The organism is Psychrobacter sp. Ps2 (assembly GCF_022129405.1).
Lineage (GTDB): Bacteria > Pseudomonadota > Gammaproteobacteria > Pseudomonadales > Moraxellaceae > Psychrobacter.
In genome coordinates, this window is record NZ_JADQAM010000058.1 from 145,726 (window position 1) to 162,509 (window position 16,784).

15 protein-coding genes and 2 tRNA genes are annotated in these 16,784 nt (G+C 42.0%); 13 read left to right on the plus strand and 4 right to left on the minus strand.

Annotated elements, in window-relative coordinates:
• Positions 1 to 117: 117 nt before the first annotated feature.
• The 13 genes from secG to pnp all read left to right on the plus strand — a co-directional run bounded on the left by secG (position 118) and on the right by pnp (position 12,890).
• Positions 118 to 426: a preprotein translocase subunit SecG gene (secG, locus tag I3254_RS09995; protein WP_021814138.1), complete on the plus strand. Its 309-nt coding sequence runs from the start codon at positions 118 to 120 to the stop codon at positions 424 to 426.
• 141 nt (positions 427 to 567) lie between these two features.
• A tRNA-Leu gene (locus tag I3254_RS10000) sits at positions 568 to 651 on the plus strand.
• Between the two features lie 123 nt (positions 652 to 774).
• A tRNA-Met gene (locus tag I3254_RS10005) sits at positions 775 to 851 on the plus strand.
• A 452-nt stretch (positions 852 to 1,303) separates the two neighbouring features.
• Positions 1,304 to 1,804, plus strand: coding sequence for a ribosome maturation factor RimP (gene rimP / locus I3254_RS10010; protein ID WP_057757748.1), 501 nt, complete (start codon positions 1,304 to 1,306; stop codon positions 1,802 to 1,804).
• Between the two features lie 135 nt (positions 1,805 to 1,939).
• Positions 1,940 to 3,424 (plus strand): transcription termination factor NusA, encoded by a 1,485-nt coding sequence (gene nusA, locus I3254_RS10015; protein WP_057757751.1) that lies wholly within the window; start codon positions 1,940 to 1,942, stop codon positions 3,422 to 3,424.
• Positions 3,425 to 3,572: 148 nt separating this feature from the next.
• Positions 3,573 to 6,299 carry a translation initiation factor IF-2 gene (gene infB / locus I3254_RS10020; RefSeq protein WP_238052752.1) on the plus strand — a complete coding sequence of 909 codons (2,727 nt, stop codon included), beginning with the start codon at positions 3,573 to 3,575 and terminating at the stop codon, positions 6,297 to 6,299.
• A gap of 201 nt (positions 6,300 to 6,500) precedes the next feature.
• Entirely contained in the window at positions 6,501 to 6,890 is a 390-nt protein-coding gene (locus I3254_RS10025; RefSeq protein WP_102078739.1) for a ribosome-binding factor A, read from the plus strand.
• 9 nt (positions 6,891 to 6,899) lie between these two features.
• The gene (truB, locus tag I3254_RS10030) at positions 6,900 to 7,991 is read left to right on the plus strand and encodes a tRNA pseudouridine(55) synthase TruB (RefSeq protein ID WP_238052753.1); all 1,092 of its coding nucleotides are present in this window, start codon (positions 6,900 to 6,902) and stop codon (positions 7,989 to 7,991) included.
• A gap of 386 nt (positions 7,992 to 8,377) precedes the next feature.
• Entirely contained in the window at positions 8,378 to 8,902 is a 525-nt protein-coding gene (locus I3254_RS10035; protein ID WP_102078737.1) for a type 1 glutamine amidotransferase domain-containing protein, read from the plus strand.
• Positions 8,903 to 8,999: 97 nt separating this feature from the next.
• Positions 9,000 to 9,161: a hypothetical protein gene (locus tag I3254_RS10040; RefSeq protein WP_180952660.1), complete on the plus strand. Its 162-nt coding sequence runs from the start codon at positions 9,000 to 9,002 to the stop codon at positions 9,159 to 9,161.
• A gap of 114 nt (positions 9,162 to 9,275) precedes the next feature.
• A complete protein-coding gene (locus I3254_RS10045; protein ID WP_167514323.1) occupies positions 9,276 to 9,452 on the plus strand; it encodes a hypothetical protein in 177 nt (58 codons plus the stop codon).
• 378 nt (positions 9,453 to 9,830) lie between these two features.
• Positions 9,831 to 10,097: a 30S ribosomal protein S15 gene (rpsO, locus tag I3254_RS10050; RefSeq protein WP_045443035.1), complete on the plus strand. Its 267-nt coding sequence runs from the start codon at positions 9,831 to 9,833 to the stop codon at positions 10,095 to 10,097.
• A gap of 690 nt (positions 10,098 to 10,787) precedes the next feature.
• On the plus strand, positions 10,788 to 12,890 hold the full coding sequence (pnp, locus tag I3254_RS10055) for a polyribonucleotide nucleotidyltransferase (RefSeq protein ID WP_101204658.1): 2,103 nt from the start codon (positions 10,788 to 10,790) through the stop codon (positions 12,888 to 12,890).
• A gap of 119 nt (positions 12,891 to 13,009) precedes the next feature.
• Here pnp and I3254_RS10060 read toward each other — a convergent pair whose 3' ends face one another.
• From I3254_RS10060 to I3254_RS10075, 4 genes are all read right to left on the minus strand, one after another.
• Positions 13,010 to 13,573, minus strand: coding sequence for a hypothetical protein (locus I3254_RS10060; protein WP_238052754.1), 564 nt, complete (start codon positions 13,571 to 13,573; stop codon positions 13,010 to 13,012).
• 34 nt (positions 13,574 to 13,607) lie between these two features.
• Positions 13,608 to 14,156: a hypothetical protein gene (locus tag I3254_RS10065; RefSeq protein ID WP_238052755.1), complete on the minus strand. Its 549-nt coding sequence runs from the start codon at positions 14,154 to 14,156 to the stop codon at positions 13,608 to 13,610.
• A 142-nt stretch (positions 14,157 to 14,298) separates the two neighbouring features.
• Positions 14,299 to 14,556, minus strand: a complete 258-nt coding sequence (locus tag I3254_RS10070; RefSeq protein WP_102092661.1) for a YheV family putative metal-binding protein — start codon at positions 14,554 to 14,556, stop codon at positions 14,299 to 14,301.
• Positions 14,557 to 16,752 (minus strand): M3 family metallopeptidase, encoded by a 2,196-nt coding sequence (locus I3254_RS10075; RefSeq protein WP_238052756.1) that lies wholly within the window; start codon positions 16,750 to 16,752, stop codon positions 14,557 to 14,559.
• Positions 16,753 to 16,784 lie beyond the last annotated feature (32 nt).

A 16,784-nucleotide genomic window follows, 5' to 3' on the forward strand; every position in this document is an offset into this window, starting at 1 on the left:
TACAATGCGCCTTATTTATATAGTCGATTTGGCATTTGATCATGCCGATTGTCATTCTATTAACCTTACGTTTTATTTTCCGTTATCAGTCGTCATTACGCGGCAAAAGAGGCCACCATGTTTACGTTTATATTAGCCCTGCATATTATTGTGGCCATTGCCATGATCGGCTTGATTCTGATACAGCATGGTAAAGGGGCAGACGCTGGAGCTTCTTTTGGTGCCGGTTCATCAGGTACCGTGTTTGGCGCAGCAGGTACTGCTAATTTCTTGACGCGTGCTACGGCAGTACTAACGGTCATATTTTTTATTACGAGCATGACGCTTGCTGTTCATGCTCGTAAGCAAGCAGAAGATCAGTTTCGTCTAGATGCGCCAGTTTCAGCACCGCAAACGCCGCGTCCATTGACTCAAAATCCTGAGTAAGCCTCTTTTAAGTAGGCAGCGCTTGCTATTTTGGTAGGTTAGATTTACAATGCTTTCCTGTTTTCGCAACTCCTGTTCTATAGATGCCTACCTTAAGCATTATTGATTATAGACTGGATGATAGAAGCAGAGCAGTACAATGCGATTGTGGTGGAATGGTAGACACGCCATCTTGAGGGGGTGGTGGCGAAAGCTGTGGGGGTTCAAGTCCCCCCAATCGCACCAAGTTTTACAGACGCAGCATAGCGTCAGGTTGGATTTTTAGCAGATAATACTTAATTTATAATTAATTTAAAAAAAGTATTGACACTTCTACGAAACCTCCCTATAATATGCGTTCTAGATTGATGCGGGGTGGAGCAGTCTGGTAGCTCGTCGGGCTCATAACCCGAAGGTCGTTGGTTCAAATCCAGCCCCCGCTACCACTTTTTATACTGATGTTTTGTACACTAAATTTGTCAGTACCGATTAGCCCACCATTATGTTTGTGGGTTTTTTTGTATCTGAAGGTCAGTGTTATCGCGGTATCTATCCTACTTATGCTAAGCTCTAAGTCTATAGAGTACGATATTACTCGTCACTGGTCATCATCGGCCGCTACCGGCACGATGCTTCTTAAGCAACACTATCTTTTATTCCTCATACTTTTATCGATAGTAGTGCTTTATAAATAATAAAAGCATTGTTTGGCCGAGCTTGATGTTTTTTACGCTCGTCCCTATATAAATGCACAATATGTATCATATATTTGTGATTTAAAATTATATACTGACCGTGATTCTTATCATCATAAGATTGCTATATATAGATAAGAGTCAATCTTTAATACGGTTTACTAAGTACGATAGATAAGTGAATAGGAAAATACAAAGAGATTATGAAGCTTTCGACTAAAGTTGCAGAACTGACTAATATTATTGCCCCTGCCGTGGCCGCTTGTGATGTGTCATTATGGGGTATCGAGTTTGCGCCACAAGGTCGTCGCTCTTTACTACGTATCTATATTGAGGCATTGCCAGAAGAGCAAGCCCAAGATAAACAAGTAACGATTGAAGACTGCGCGGCAGTAAACCATCAAGTAAGCGGTATCTTAGAAGTTCATGATCCTATCGCTGGTGAGTATATCTTAGAAGTATCTTCACCTGGTTTTGATCGTGCGTTTTTCTCAGATGAGCAAATGCATGCGTATGTTGGTCAAACTGTTAGCTTGCGCCTGATTCAAGCTATCGGTACAGGCGATCAAAAACGTCGTAAAGCCACAGGTACTTTAGATAGTATTGACGAAAACTCTTTAAAACTGACGTCAAGTGATGGCGAGCAGTTTGAGATTGCACTAAGTAATATTGATAAAGCCAATTTGATTTATGAAGATGCCTAGGTTTTTACTAGGGTAACTGTTTATAGGTAGACAGTTTTATCTTCCAATAGCTTATGTGGCTTATAGCAACTATATAATAGCAGCACCCAAATTATAAAATTTAAGTCAATTAAAAAATGATAGGACAGGTATAGCATGAGTCGTGAAATCTTAACGGTAGTAGAAACTGTCAGTAATGAAAAGGGCTTAAATCCTGAAGATATCTTTGAAGCAATTGAAGACGCTTTGGTGGTATCGACTAAGAAAAAAGTATATACCGAGCAGCCAGAAGTGGCTGTACGGGTAGCGATCGACCGTGCAACTGGCGATTACGATACTTATCGTTACTGGACAGTGGTTGCAGATGAAGACCATGAAATGCCAGCTTGTCAGCTTGCTATCACCGATCTTGATCAGGAAGAATGGTCAATTGGTGATATTAAAGAAGAGCAAATTGAATCAATCGAATTTGGTCGTATTGCTGCTACTCAAGCCAAACAAGTCATCATCCAAAAGATTCGTGAAGCTGAGCGTGCATTAGTTGCAGATGCTTTCGAGCCACGTGTTGGTGAGATGATGTATGGCGAAGTCAAAAAACAGACTCGTGATGGCTATATCATCGATTTGGGTGACAATGCTGAAGGTTATTTGTCACGTGATCAAATGTTGCCACGTGAACAACTCCGTGCAAAGTCGCGTATCAACGCTATCTTGTACCATGTGAACCGTGAAAACCGCGGTGCACAGTTATTGTTATCTCGCACACATCCTGAAATGCTATCAGCATTGATGCAAAAAGAAGTGCCTGAGATTGCAGAACAAATTATCGAAATTCGTAATGTCGCTCGTCTACCAGGTACTCGTGCTAAAATAGCCGTGAAGACTAACGATCATCGTATCGATCCAGTTGGTGCCTGTATTGGTATGCGTGGTACACGTATCCAAGCAGTACAGCAAGAGTTAGACGGTGAGCGTATTGATGTGGTGGTATGGTCAGATGATCCTGCCCAGTTTATCATCAGCTCTCTAGAGCCTGCTGACGTAAGCAGTATCATTTTAGATGAAGATACGCAAACAGCAGATATTATCTTTAGCACCAATGATCAATTGGCACGTGCTATTGGCTCACAAGGTCAAAACGTACGTCTAGCGTCTGAGTTAACGGGCTATAAGCTTAATATGATGCTCGAAGAAGAGTATCAGCAACGTCAACAAAACGAATCGAAAGCGTTTATTGAATTATTCTATGAGCGCCTAGAAGTAGATAAAGATTTAGCACAGGCATTGGTTGATATTGGTTTTACCAGTATCGAAGAAGTGGCCTATGTACCAGTTGAGACTTTCTATGATATCGAAGGTCTAGACGATGAAGCGATTGATATGATTCAAGAGCGTGCTAAAGAAGTTGTCATCGCTGATGAACTGGTCAAACAACAGAACATGAAAGAGCCAAGTCAAGAGCTTCAAGAGCTTGAAGGTATGACAGTCAGTTGGGCTTATAAAATGGCTCAAAAAGACATCATTACTGTTGATGACTTGGCAGAACAAGCCGTCTTCGATCTAGAAGATATCGAAGGATTAGACTCTGAAACTGCAGGAAAACTCATCATGAAAGCTCGGGAATCTTGGTTCGATGAATAAGCGGTAACTGCATATCGCTGTCTTTTGGTGATATGCTATTGAGAATAAAGCGCTGATATCTATTTATAAGTAGCAGCCTTAACCCAATCATTTGTAGCCAACAACTGAATTGAACATATAGCAAATAATAGACAGTAGGTGATAATAAATGGCAGATAAGACCGTCAAAGAACTGGCAGAAATGGTAGGCAAAACTACAGATGCTGTAAAGCAGCAATTAGTAGATGCTGGCCTGCCTGCTCGCGCAGAGGATGACCTAGTCACCGAGCTTGAGCAAGAAAAGCTGGTGACGTATTTAAAGCAAAGTCATGGTCAACAAGAAAAGCGTCGTATTAGTCTTAAGTCTAAGACGACCAGTACTGCACGTGTGACCGGCTCTTCTGGTAAATCTAAGAGCGTCAATGTAGAAGTGCGTAAAAAGAAAGTATTCGAAAAGCCTGATCCAGAAAAAATGGCTGAAGAGTTAGCCGCTCGTGAGCAGGCTCTAATTGAGTCTCAAGAACGTGCAGCAAAAGAAGCTGAAGAACGTGCCGCTACTAAGAAAAAAGCGGAAGAGCGTCAAGCAGCAACGCTAGCAGCAATGCGCGCAAGCTTAGGCTCTAGCAAAAAATCAGACGACAAGAATGATGATATTTCTACATCAGTTGTCGTCAAAAAAGGCGGCAAAGCGACGGCTGAAGTTAAGCCTAAAGAGCAGCCGAAGAAAAAGGTTGCTGCTACTAAGCCTAAAGTTGAAACCGCTGCTGAACGTAAAGCTCGCGAGACTCGTGAGAAAGAAGAAGCGCGTCTGCGTGAAATCGAACTAGAAACCCGCCGCACACAAGCTGAAGAAGCGCAAAAGCGTACACTTGAGCAAATGCGCAAAATGGCTGGTAAATATACAGATCGTGAGCCTGTTACTGAAGTACGTAAAGATGAGCCATTGGCTGAAGGTTTGGTCGGTGATGCACTAGAAGAGTCTTTCGAAAAAGAACGTCGTGAAATCAAACGCGGTTCGAACAGTACTGGTACTCGTGGTCGTCGTCGTAAAAACCAAGATGAGCGCGAAATCAAAAACCGCAAAAACGGTTTGCGTTCAACTCAGGCATCACAGCATAAATTTGAAAAACCTGTCGAAAAAATCGTCTATGATGTCGAGATTAGTGAGCAAATTTCAGTTGCCGATCTTGCTCAGCGTATGGCAGTTAAAGCTCGCGAAGTAACCAAATTACTTATGAAAATGGGTGAAATGGCTCATGAATCAGATACGATTGATCAAGCAACCGCAAGCTTGCTTGTTGAAGAAATGGGTCACAACCCAGTACCAGTTAGTGATACTAAAGTCGAAGATGACTTACAGTACGCAGTTGATGAGCGTAGTAGTAATATCCAGACTCGTCCACCAGTAGTGACTATTATGGGTCACGTCGATCATGGTAAGACCTCACTACTAGATAAAATTCGTGAAACGAAAGTTGCGAATGGTGAAGCGGGCGGCATTACACAGCATATCGGTGCTTACCATGTAAAAACTGATCGCGGTGTTATTACTTTCCTTGATACTCCAGGTCACGCAGCGTTTAGCGCAATGCGTTCACGTGGTGCTCAAGCGACTGATATCGTTGTATTGGTTGTTGCAGCTGATGATGGCATGATGCCACAAACAGCAGAAGCGATTGATCATGCACGTGCAGCTGGTACGCCAATCATTGTTGCTATCAACAAAATGGATAAGCCAGGTGCTGACCCTGACCGTGTTCTTAATGAATTAACGACGAAAGAAGTTGTTTCAGAAGAATGGGGCGGCGATACACCAATGGCTCGTATCTCAGCCAAAACAGGCGAAGGTATCGAAGACTTGCTAGAGTTCATTAGCTTGCAAGCTGAGCTAATGGAACTAGAAGCGCCACTAGACGGTGCTGCTCAGGGTGTGGTTATTGAATCAAGACTTGAAAAGGGTCGTGGTCCTGTCGTTAGTGTCCTAGTGAAAAAAGGGACATTAAAACAAGGCGACTTGGTTCTAGCTGGTGAGCACTATGGTAAAGTTCGTGCATTGACTGATGAGCATGGCCAACGTATCAAGTCAGCTGGTCCTTCTATTCCTGTAGAGATTTTAGGTCTGCCTGAAACACCTGCAGCTGGTAGTGAGTTCCTAGTTGTAACGGATGAGAAAAAAGCTCGTGAAGTTGCGGACTTTAGAACCAACCGTGAGCGTGAGCGTCAACTCGAGCGTCAAAATGCGATGCGTTTGGAAAGCATGTTTGATCAGATGGGCCAAGGCGATGTGTCATTCTTGAATATCGTACTAAAAACAGACGTACGTGGTTCACTTGAAGCACTACTAGCTGCCCTAAATGAATTGTCTACTGACGAAGTAAAAGTCAGAGTTATCAGTTCAGGCGTTGGTCCTATCTCTGAGTCTGACGTAACCCTTGCCGAATCTAGTGAAGCGGTACTTTTAGGCTTTAACGTTCGTGCAGATGCTACCGCACGTCGCAAAGCAGACACTGCTAACATGGATATTCGCTACTATAGCGTAATCTATGGTTTGATCGATGATGTTAAATCAGCAATGAGCGGTATGCTTGCTCCTGAACATCGTGAGAAAATCCTTGGTGTCGCAGACGTTCGTGAAGTATTCCGTTCTAGTAAGTTCGGTGCTGCTGCTGGTTGTATGGTGGTTGAAGGTACAATTTATCGCAACAAACCTATCCGCGTATTGCGTGATGATCAAGTTATCTTTACTGGTCAATTGCAATCATTGCGTCGTTATAAAGAAGACGTTAATGAAGTACGTACTGGTATGGAATGTGGTCTGGCCGTTCGTGGCTATGATGTTGAAGCTGGCGATAAGATCGAAGTCTTTGAAATCCAAGAGTTCGCACGTACTATCTAAAGCTGCTGTTCGATAGCAGAGTATGTATCAATGCAATATGCGTAATCCGCTGAGCTGTTTAGATACTTTGCTAATATTCAGCTGTACTTAGGCCTAACAGGTACATCCTGCTAGGCCTTTTTTAGCACATATCAGTGCAACATTTATTAATCAGCAGACTTATACAGTAATAAAATAAGCCCATTAAAGTAAGGTAACAACATGAACCAACGTTTACAAAGATTGTCGGATCAGATTCAGCGTGAGCTTGCTGTTCTTATTCGCGATGAAGTTAATGACCCTCGTCTAACGGGTTTTGTCACGATTTCTAGTGTCAAAGTTAGCCCAGATTTGGGCTATGCGGACGTCTATGTCACTATCATGGAGCCTGAGCTCAATGATGCTATGAACAAGACCAATCATGAAGAAAGCATCAAAGTACTAAATAAAGCGGCAGGGTTTTTGCGTACGGAATTAAGCCATAGCTTAAAAACACGTACTACGCCGCGCTTACGTTTTCATTATGATGAAGTAACGGCTCGTGGTAACTATATGATGGACTTGATTAGTAAGGCCGTGACTAAAACTGAGCAAAACGAGAATGACGAGTAAATTATTATTATGTCTATAGCGTCTAAGCAAGTTGATAAAAAAGCCAATATGACACCTGAAAAAGTAAAAGTTTCAGGTGTCATATTGGTGGATAAACCCAAAGGTATGACCTCGCAGCAAGTCGTGTCAAAAGTGAAGTATTTATTTAAATCACCGATACACGATAGTAAAAAGGCAGGGCATACAGGAACGCTTGATCCGATGGCAACTGGCCTGTTGCCTATTTGCTTGGGTGAAGCCACCAAGTTTAGCCATTATCAACTGGATGCTGATAAATCTTATCAAGCGACTATTTTGCTAGGTAGTCAAACCGATACTGGTGATGCTGATGGTCAAATCGTAACGCAGGCTTCTATTCCCGTATTCGACGAAGCATCATTGGCAACTATTGCCCAGCAGTTCTTGGGCGCTCAGCAACAGATACCTCCGATGTATTCAGCGCTAAAAAAAGATGGCAAAAAACTGTATGAATATGCTCGCGCTGGCATTGAGGTTGATAGACCGCCCAGAGCTATTACGATTAAAGCAATCAATCTACAGATGATAGATGATACCCAGATTAATCTCACGGTTACTTGTACGAAAGGTACTTACGTACGTGTATTAGCGGAAGATATTGCAAAGCAGCTAGGTACGCTAGGACATTTGACGGCATTGCGTCGTACACAAGTAGGTAACTTCAGCATTGATGATGTGATCGCTTTATCATTACTAGAAGAGTATGGTTTAGAAGAGCGTCAGTCTTGGCTACTGCCCATCGACGCTTGTATTGATATCGATGCTGAGCTAACCCTGACAGAGGAACAATGCGCCCGCGTACATATGGGGCAACGCTTAAACGTATTTGATGAGCTAACAGGTAAGCTCAAGGATTATGTTGCTAGAATGGTTTCTGACCAGCTGTCTAAGAATAGCTCTGTCGATATTAATGATGATGCTAGTACTCACAGTAAAGCTAATATTGGTCTTGATGCGCCTCAGCTCCTAGAGCATGAAATACCTATTGATATACGTTTACTCAATGAGCAGGGAGAATTTCTCGGTTTGGGGTCTGTGAGCTTAAACGGACGTCTACAACCTAAGAAATTGATTCAGCGCTAATAGTAAAGTGTTCATCAATGCTACTTAAATAGAGAAACTACCACCTAATATTGGCTTGATTTACTAATAGTTTACACTAATCACATACCGTCACATTTTATTGCAGGTTTCGCCTATGGTGAAACCTGTTTTTTTTGTACTCTAGATTCATCAGATAGGGAATGCTGAGTTAAAAAATAAAACGGACAAATATTATAAAAGTAAAAAATTGCCATAAGGTTAATAACTAAAACGATAAACAATTAAAAGTAAAAACCAATGCAGAAAGGACGCATTTGAACAAAAATAAAATAGTTCAAAGGAGAATGTACTGCCAAACAATAATAAAACTAACTTATAAAAATATACTGGCTCACAAAAACTAATAGATAAGAAGAAGGAAAGTTATGAAAACGATCGCTTTTTTACTACATAACCACTTTGAACAAGCAGAGTATGAAGACGTCAATAATCAGCTAAAAGACAAAGGCTATAAAACACTTCTCATAACAACAAATGATAAAAAAGAAGTGCAAGCCATGCAGCAAGACGTAGATAAGAGTGATACTTTTACTGCTGATATCTTTGTAGAAGATGCTAACGTTTCTGACTATGATGCATTGGTGTTACCAGGTGGTACTGTCAACGCTGATACTATTCGTGGTAACGAAAAGGCTCATCAAATTATCAATGCTATAAATGAAGCAGGAAAGCCACTAGCTGTTATTTGTCATGCTCCTTGGGCTCTCATCAATACAGGTATTGCTAAAGGCAAAACACTCACCGCTTATCCTACTTTGCAACTAGATTTAGAAAATGCTGGAGCAAACTACGTAGATAAGACAGTACAAGTAGATGGCAATCTTATTACCTCGCGTAACCCAGACGATATTCCTAATTTTGTTGATGCCATAGATAAAGCATTATCTTAGAATTTTGACTTCTAATTAAACAAGTCTAATCAACTAAGTACTATTAAATTTCAACTCTGTACAACTAATATTCATAATCATAACTAAGGAAGATACTATGTCAAACTCTAACCCAAACGATACTAAACTTGAGCAACAACGTTCTGATTCAGCAGAAGCAGCACTTAAAGGTCAAACTGAAGACAATCACAATGAAAATAGCGAAGCAGCAGCAGAACGTATCGCAGCTAATTTAGAAAGCGCGAAAGAAGATAAGTAGGTTTTTAATATGCCACCTGTAGTAGGGTGGCATTAATACGTTTATAGTTTGCACGTCTTATGCTCGATGAGTGCAACTACCGTTAGTCCACAAAATAATAATTCAGGAGCTAATATGAGTAATTCACCGAACAATATGGACGAGCAGGAAAAAGAGATTGAAAAGCTTGCAGAAGAAATTAATCCGAGTGAGCATACTGCCCCAGACAGTCTAGCGGAAGTGACTACTGCCGCGCCTCTTGAAGATGATGAACTAGGCGGCAATGCGAAAGAATCTGACGTTAATAAGTAGCCTAGGTAGGATATCAATAGATAGTTATCTATCGAATACTAGTTACTAGAAATTAAATATCGCTTTACAAGTATTATGAAAAACTGCTGCTAGTTCAGCAGTTTTTTGTTATAATTACCCCCACATTTAAATTAGGTTTTGGATGATGTACTGTAGTTAGCCCATTACTTTGATTAAGTAGTGCTATAGCTAAATACAATGTACGATTCAAAACGTACTAAATGGTTGTTAACTGAGCTTGTCGTACACTAGGTCAACTCTAGTAATGCAGGGTTGTCCTGAATGGCGTACAGGTTATTTTATTTATTATTCTATTGCTTTAATACTGACTCAAATTGCAGCCTGTATTTAAAGTTTTTAGCATTGCCGGAGATATTTATGCTAACTAATACCGATCGTGAACAAATCATCGCTCAATACCAACGTGGCGAAAACGACACTGGTTCTCCAGAAGTTCAAGTAGCTTTGTTGAGTGCTCGTATCAATGATTTGCAGAACCACTTTAAAGCACACAAAGCTGACCATCATAGCCGTCGCGGTCTTATCCGTATGGTTAACACGCGTCGTAAACTGCTTGATTACTTAAAAGGTAAAGACCTTGGTCGTTACACTACTCTAATCAGCCAGTTAGGTCTACGTCGTTAATCTAACGACAATAGTACGAGTGGACGCTGAATTTTTTGCTAAATCGCTTGGAACTTGTTTGTTATTATCGAGAAAATAGATTTTTCTAAAAACGGTGTGGAATAGTTTCACGCCGTTTTTTTATGCTTATTCGTTTTAGATACCGTGCTCAAATAGTAAGAGCTATAACTCCTTCTATAGAATAGTTAAGAGGAATATTGGTATAAACTGTACTAACCAAGCCTCAAATACGGTATTTTCTGACGATAATTGCGCTACTGTGCAATTAATTGGTCAATGGCTATAAATCACTGTAAAATAATGCCTTGTGAGTTTGATAGCGCATCTGCTACAGATATGGTGATTATTGATAGAATACTTATTATTTGGCTTGGTAATCAGCGCAGATAGCTGATATTTGAAAGTTCAGAAAATAGCCTGTAGGGTTTTTAGCATCGAAGTCTTTTGACTTAATGTCTTTTTGATAGTATTTATAGTAAAGCCAAAATTGCACGACCGAATATACATAATAGTACGATGTCTAACTCAGACAGATATATGAGACAACCAAGTAACGTTATTGGCATTGGTTGCGATGCTTTCTGATAGAAAGCATCGCAACTGATAGCCATATACACAGAATTTTAATGACAGATATCAGCTTTTTTTGACGCTGATATCAGTTTTGTCAGTCAACATTAGGAAGATTATATGACAATGTTCAACACCATTAAGCGTGAATTTCAATATGGCAACCAGCAGGTTGTTATCGAGACAGGCCGTATTGCCCGTCAAGCAAACTCTATCTTAGTACATATGGGCGGCGTAACAGTATTAGTTGCAGCAGTCGTAAAATCAGAAGCTAAAGAAGGTCAAAACTTCTTTCCGCTAACGGTTAATTATCAAGAAAAAATGTATGCAGCGGGTAAAATCCCAGGTGCTTACGGCAAACGTGAAGGCCGTGCGAGCGAATTTGAAACCTTAACTTCACGCTTGATTGACCGTCCGATTCGTCCGCTATTCCCAGAAGGCTACGTAAACGAAATCCAAATCACCGCTACAGTTGTATCATCAGATAAAACTCAGTCTGCAGATATCGCTGCACTAATCGGTGCTTCAGCAGCATTGGCTATTTCTGATGCACCATTTAATGGTCCTGTTGCTGCCGCTCGTGTTGGTTTCATTAACGGTGAATACGTTCTAAACCCAACGTCTGAGCAGCTTGAAACCAGTGACCTAGATTTAGTTGTGGCTGGTACTAAGTCTGCGGTATTAATGGTTGAATCTGAAGCGGCAGAGCTATCAGAAGACCAGATGTTAGGTGCAGTATTGTATGGTCATCAGCAACAACAAATCGTTATTGATAACATTGCTTCAATGGCTGAAGAAATCGGTACTGCTAAGCAGCAATATTCTGCTCCTGAGCGTGACCAAGCACTTACCAGCAGCATGAAAGAGCAGTTCGGCGAGCAAGTTGCTGACGCTTATACCATTACTGATAAGCAAGCACGTTACACGAAGCTTGATGAAATTAAGCAGTCAATTATTGATGCACTTGCTGGTGATGCTGAGTCAGAAACTTATGCTGATACCGTATCTGAGCTTAAAGAAATCTATAACGACCTTAAATATCGTACCGTTCGTGACAACATCTTGTCAGGTAAGCCGCGTATCGATGGTCGTGACCCTGAGACAGTTCGTGCGCTTGACGTACAAGTTGGTGTATTGCCATATACGCATGGTTCAGCATTGTTCACACGTGGCGAGACGCAGGCATTGGTTACTACCACACTTGGTAACAGCCGTGACGTCAACATGATTGACTCACTAGGTGGCACGATTCGTGACCATTTCATGCTGCATTATAACTTCCCGCATTTCTCAGTTGGTGAAACGGGCCGTGAAGGTATTCCAAAACGTCGTGAAATCGGTCATGGTCGTCTAGCACGCCGCGGTGTACAAGCAATGTTGCCAGATAGTGAGCGTTTCCCGTATGTGATTCGTGTGGTATCAGAAATCACTGAATCTAACGGTTCATCTTCTATGGCTTCTGTTTGTGGCGCAAGCTTGGCATTGATGGACGCAGGCGTACCATTAAAAGCACCAGTTGCTGGTATCGCGATGGGTCTGGTTAAAGAAGGCGATCGTTTTGCTGTATTGTCAGATATCTTAGGTGATGAAGATCATCTAGGTGATATGGACTTTAAAGTAGCCGGTTCTAAAAATGGTATCACTGCACTTCAGATGGATATCAAAATCGAAGGTATTACACCTGACATCATGGAGCAAGCGCTTAAACAAGCCCATGCAGGTCGTATTCATATCCTAGAAGCAATGAACCAAGTATTGCCTGAAAGCCGTACTGAAATCAATGCTCATGCACCAAACTACGCGGTTATCGAAATCAACCCAGACAAGATTCGTGACGTTATCGGTAAAGGCGGCGCAACTATCCGTCAGCTAACGGAAGAAACTGGCGCGGTTATCGATATCGATGATGCTGGTACTATCCGTATCTTTGGTGAAAACAAAGCAGCGACCAAAGCGGCTATCGGTAAAATCGAAGCACTCACTGCTGAAGTTGAAGTTGGTAAAACTTATGAAGGTACCGTTGCTCGTATCGTCGACTTCGGTGCATTTGTAAATGTCTTGCCAAACACTGATGGTCTAGTACATATTTCACAAATCGCAGAAGAGCGCGTAGAGAATGTGTCAGACTACCTAAAAGAAGGTCAGGTCGTTAAAGTACTTGTACAAGACGTTGACAACCGTGGTCGTATCAAACTAACTATGAAAGGTGTTGAGCAGAACTAATACTCAATATCTGATGTGGTTTAAATAAGAAAAAACCGCCTTGAAATGCTCGTTATGAGTATTCAAGGCGGTTTTTTTATGTGCTCAAAAAGACGATGACTGGCTAGCTAAAAGGCCATTTATAACTCAATGCTTTTAGGCAGGTGTATATCGATACGAAGTTTTGGTAGGTCTTGTAAATACTCAGTTAATAATGGCAAAGTAACAGCATGCCAGTCTAAAGGCAGAGTATCTGCTGTATTGCTTTCATTGGATACGATATCACGTGGTCTGCCTGAGATAAGTGGCCGCGCAAGCAATGCAACTCTGCGTATGCCTTGGTAACGTATAAGCGGCATTATTTGCTGTTGCAAATCAATCAAGGCAGCAGTCAGCCAACGTGTGCGCGCTGGATGATAAGGATGGTTTGATATCACAAGGTTGGCAATATAGTTTGGCTGGTTACCGTTACTACTGATACCAAGTCCGACCAGCTCACGTGTACGCTTATTAAGTAAGCAGCTACCAACATTCAGACTACCATCGCGGCACGCGCGATGATAGCGACTATAATTATCAGGAAATAGAGTTTTCGCTCGTGTGAGTACAGGATCTAAAACGACACCAGCATTGTTGACAGGTAAAACAAGCAACTGTGCATTGCTATTTAAAATAGAGGCATGTGTGAATTGCAAAATCGCCATCGTAAGCCTCTCTATAACCAAATCAAGTATACGGTTATTGAACCGTCGCTTTATTAGAGTCGTTTGCTTCTAACTGAGCAATTTGTTGTTCGAGTAGCGTAATTTGTTCTGCCTTCATATCAGTCAACTGCTTATTCATAGCCACTTGTTCAGCGGCTAACTTTTCTTGTTCGGCCAGTCGCTGACGTTCATCTTCTAAACGATCAATCTCTTCTTTCGCCAAGCTATCATTTTCTGGTAGCGGCGCATCTAATATAGCAGTAGGATTTGGTATCGCAGTACTGTCATTATTGGCTGCTCCAGAGTTTTCATCCATGAGCACACCGTCGTCAATCACAGAATCATCTGATACTTCTGAAGTGCTGTCTGTGACTGATTCTGTCTGTGATTGGTCAGTTACTGGTGCTGAAGTGGCGTTATCTGTAGGGAGTGTGGACTGAGTGCCAGACCTTCCTACGATAAGGTAGACAATGACGATAAGTAGCAATACTGAGATAAGTACTGCCAAAATTTTCTGACGTGTTTTAGTCTGTTTTTTCTTGGAAGCGCGGGTTGATGAAGGCCGGATGTTGTCTGGTTTCATATTATGATCGATTCATGTCAAGAATATAAGAAGCCATACTATAGCAAACTCAAAATAAAAAGCCTATCTATTGATAGATAGGCTTAATAGACCATTAAATAATAAAGTATTTAATCTGTTTTTAGTTGTGAAAACTAAATAACTAAGGCTTAAATTTTACAGTGCCGCTAGTGCCAGTTGCCATCGCATCACGAGCCATCTGATCTTCTAAATGGTTCTTTGCACTAATGGCATCAGGATCGGGGCGTTGCTCTGTGTGTCCGCACTGAGTGCATTCAATATACTCATCTGGGGCAGGGGTTACGATATTGACTTGCACGACCGCATCCATTTCCTGACATTTTGGACAACGCACCCCTGCTAAAAATCGGCGCTTAGGACTCGATGACTGATAACGCATTTAAATGACCTCGCGCGTCGTTTGAGTATTTGCCGCATCGATATTTTTAGCATCAGTGAAACCATTATGACGTAGCAAGGCATCGATACTGGCGCTACGACCGCGGAAGTTTTCAAAGTTGGTCTTCGCTGGGAAACTGCCGCCAACAGATAAGATAGATTCACGGAACGCTTTGCCTGTCGCTGGGTTGAAAATACCGTCTTCTTCAAACTTGCTAAACGCATCAGCTGACAGCAGTTCCGCCCATTTATATGAGTAATAGCCTGCAGCATAACCACCCGCGAATATATGACTAAAACCATTAGCAAAGCGGTTATAGTCAGGTGTTTGCATAACGGAGATATCATGACGGACAGTATTGAGCGTCTCTAAAATACCATCGTAACTTAGTGCTGGCGTATGAGCGTGAATGAGTAAATCAAATAGAGCAAACTCAATCTGACGCAGTGTTTGCATGCCGCTTTGAAAGTTTTTCACTGCTAGTAGTGCATCAAGTTTGTCTTTAGGTAATGGCTCACCAGTCTCAACGTGACTGCTGATAAGAGCGATACCTTCAGCGTCCCAAGCCCAGTTTTCCATAAACTGACTAGGAAGCTCGACCGCATCCCACTCGACGCCATTGACACCAGCGACATCGCCGACCGTGACTTGAGTCAATAAATGATGCAAGCCATGACCAAACTCGTGGAATAAGGTTAATACTTCATCATGGGTCAATAAACTAGGTTTGCCATCAAGTGCTGGCGTGAAATTGCCAACCATAAAGCAAACGGGCAGCTGTTGATGGTTCTGTTCTTCATAGCTATAGCGAGATTGAAAACCACTCATCCATGCACCGCCACGCTTACCGCTACGCGCAAACAAGTCAAAGTAGAAGCCGCCGAGCAAGCGATCATCAGCGTCGAATAATTGATAAAAACTCACATCGTCATGCCAGCGAGAGACTGAGTCACTTTCTGCATCCTTATGACCTTGCTCTTGTACTTTGATACCGTATAGACGCTCAACGATAGTAAACAAGCCATTAATCACTTTAGGTAATGGGAAATATGGACGAATTTCCTCTTGCGATAAGCTGAATTCACTTTGTTTTACCTTTTCAGCGATGTAGGCGCTATCCCACGGTTGCAATTCGTCAATGCCATAATCGCTAGCGTATTTCTGTAGCTGTGCCAAATCCGCTTTGGCAGCAGAGGTCGCTTGCGTTGCTAAGTCACGTAAGAATGTTTCAACTTCTAAGACGCTGTCTGCCATCTTGGTCGATAGCGATACTTCAGCATAATTTGCAAAACCAAGTAGCTTGGCTTTTTGCTCACGTAATGAGAGGATTTGACTCATATTGTCAGCGTTATTTAATGAGTTGCCTTTTGCATTGGTATGCGTATCAAACTCAGAGGCGCGTGTGACGTAAGCATGATACAGCTTCTCACGTAGGCTACGATCGTCCGCATGAGTCATGATCGCTAGATATACAGGAATATTTAAACTGGCCACATAGTAAGGAGTAGGAAGCGCATCTATATCAGCTTGGCTAAGGGCACCGCTAGCAAGCTCACGCGCTTTGTATTGCTCGCCTGCATCTGCCAATAGTGCCAAACCACTCTCTGTTAACCCCTTTAACTGAGAGTCTTCTAAAGGCAGGGCAAATGCTTGCGTCGCATCCAAGATATTGTCCGAAAAGGTTGCAGACAGGGTCGATAACTCACTTTGGATAGCGGCAAACTTTTCTTGCTCAGCTTGAGGTAATGCAACGCCTGATAACTCAAAGCTACGTAATACCAGTTCGATTGCACGTGCACGAGCAGGCTCTAACGTAGCAAAGAAATCTGTGTCATTGACGATAGTTTGATAGCGATTAAACAAAGGCTGATGTTGTCCAACTCGTGTACCGTAGGCAGACAGCTTTGGTAGCAGTTCATGGTGAACATGTCGAATCTCATCGTTGCTCATCACACTATTGAGATGCGACAAAATACCCCAGCTACGATCTAATGCCAAATTGATATGGTCAAAGCTCATCACATCTGCCAAAGCGTGTTCAGCGCTTATTTCTTCAGGACTGTCGCTTTCTATCACAGTTAAGGTATCTAAAAAAGCATTGGCAGCATCAATAGCATCAATCACTTGGTTCTGTAACGTATGTGGCGCAGTGTCGGCAAAATCGACAAGGCGTAAATCTAAAGGAGCAGGTGTCATATAGGTATCCGATATCAATGAATTATTATTAA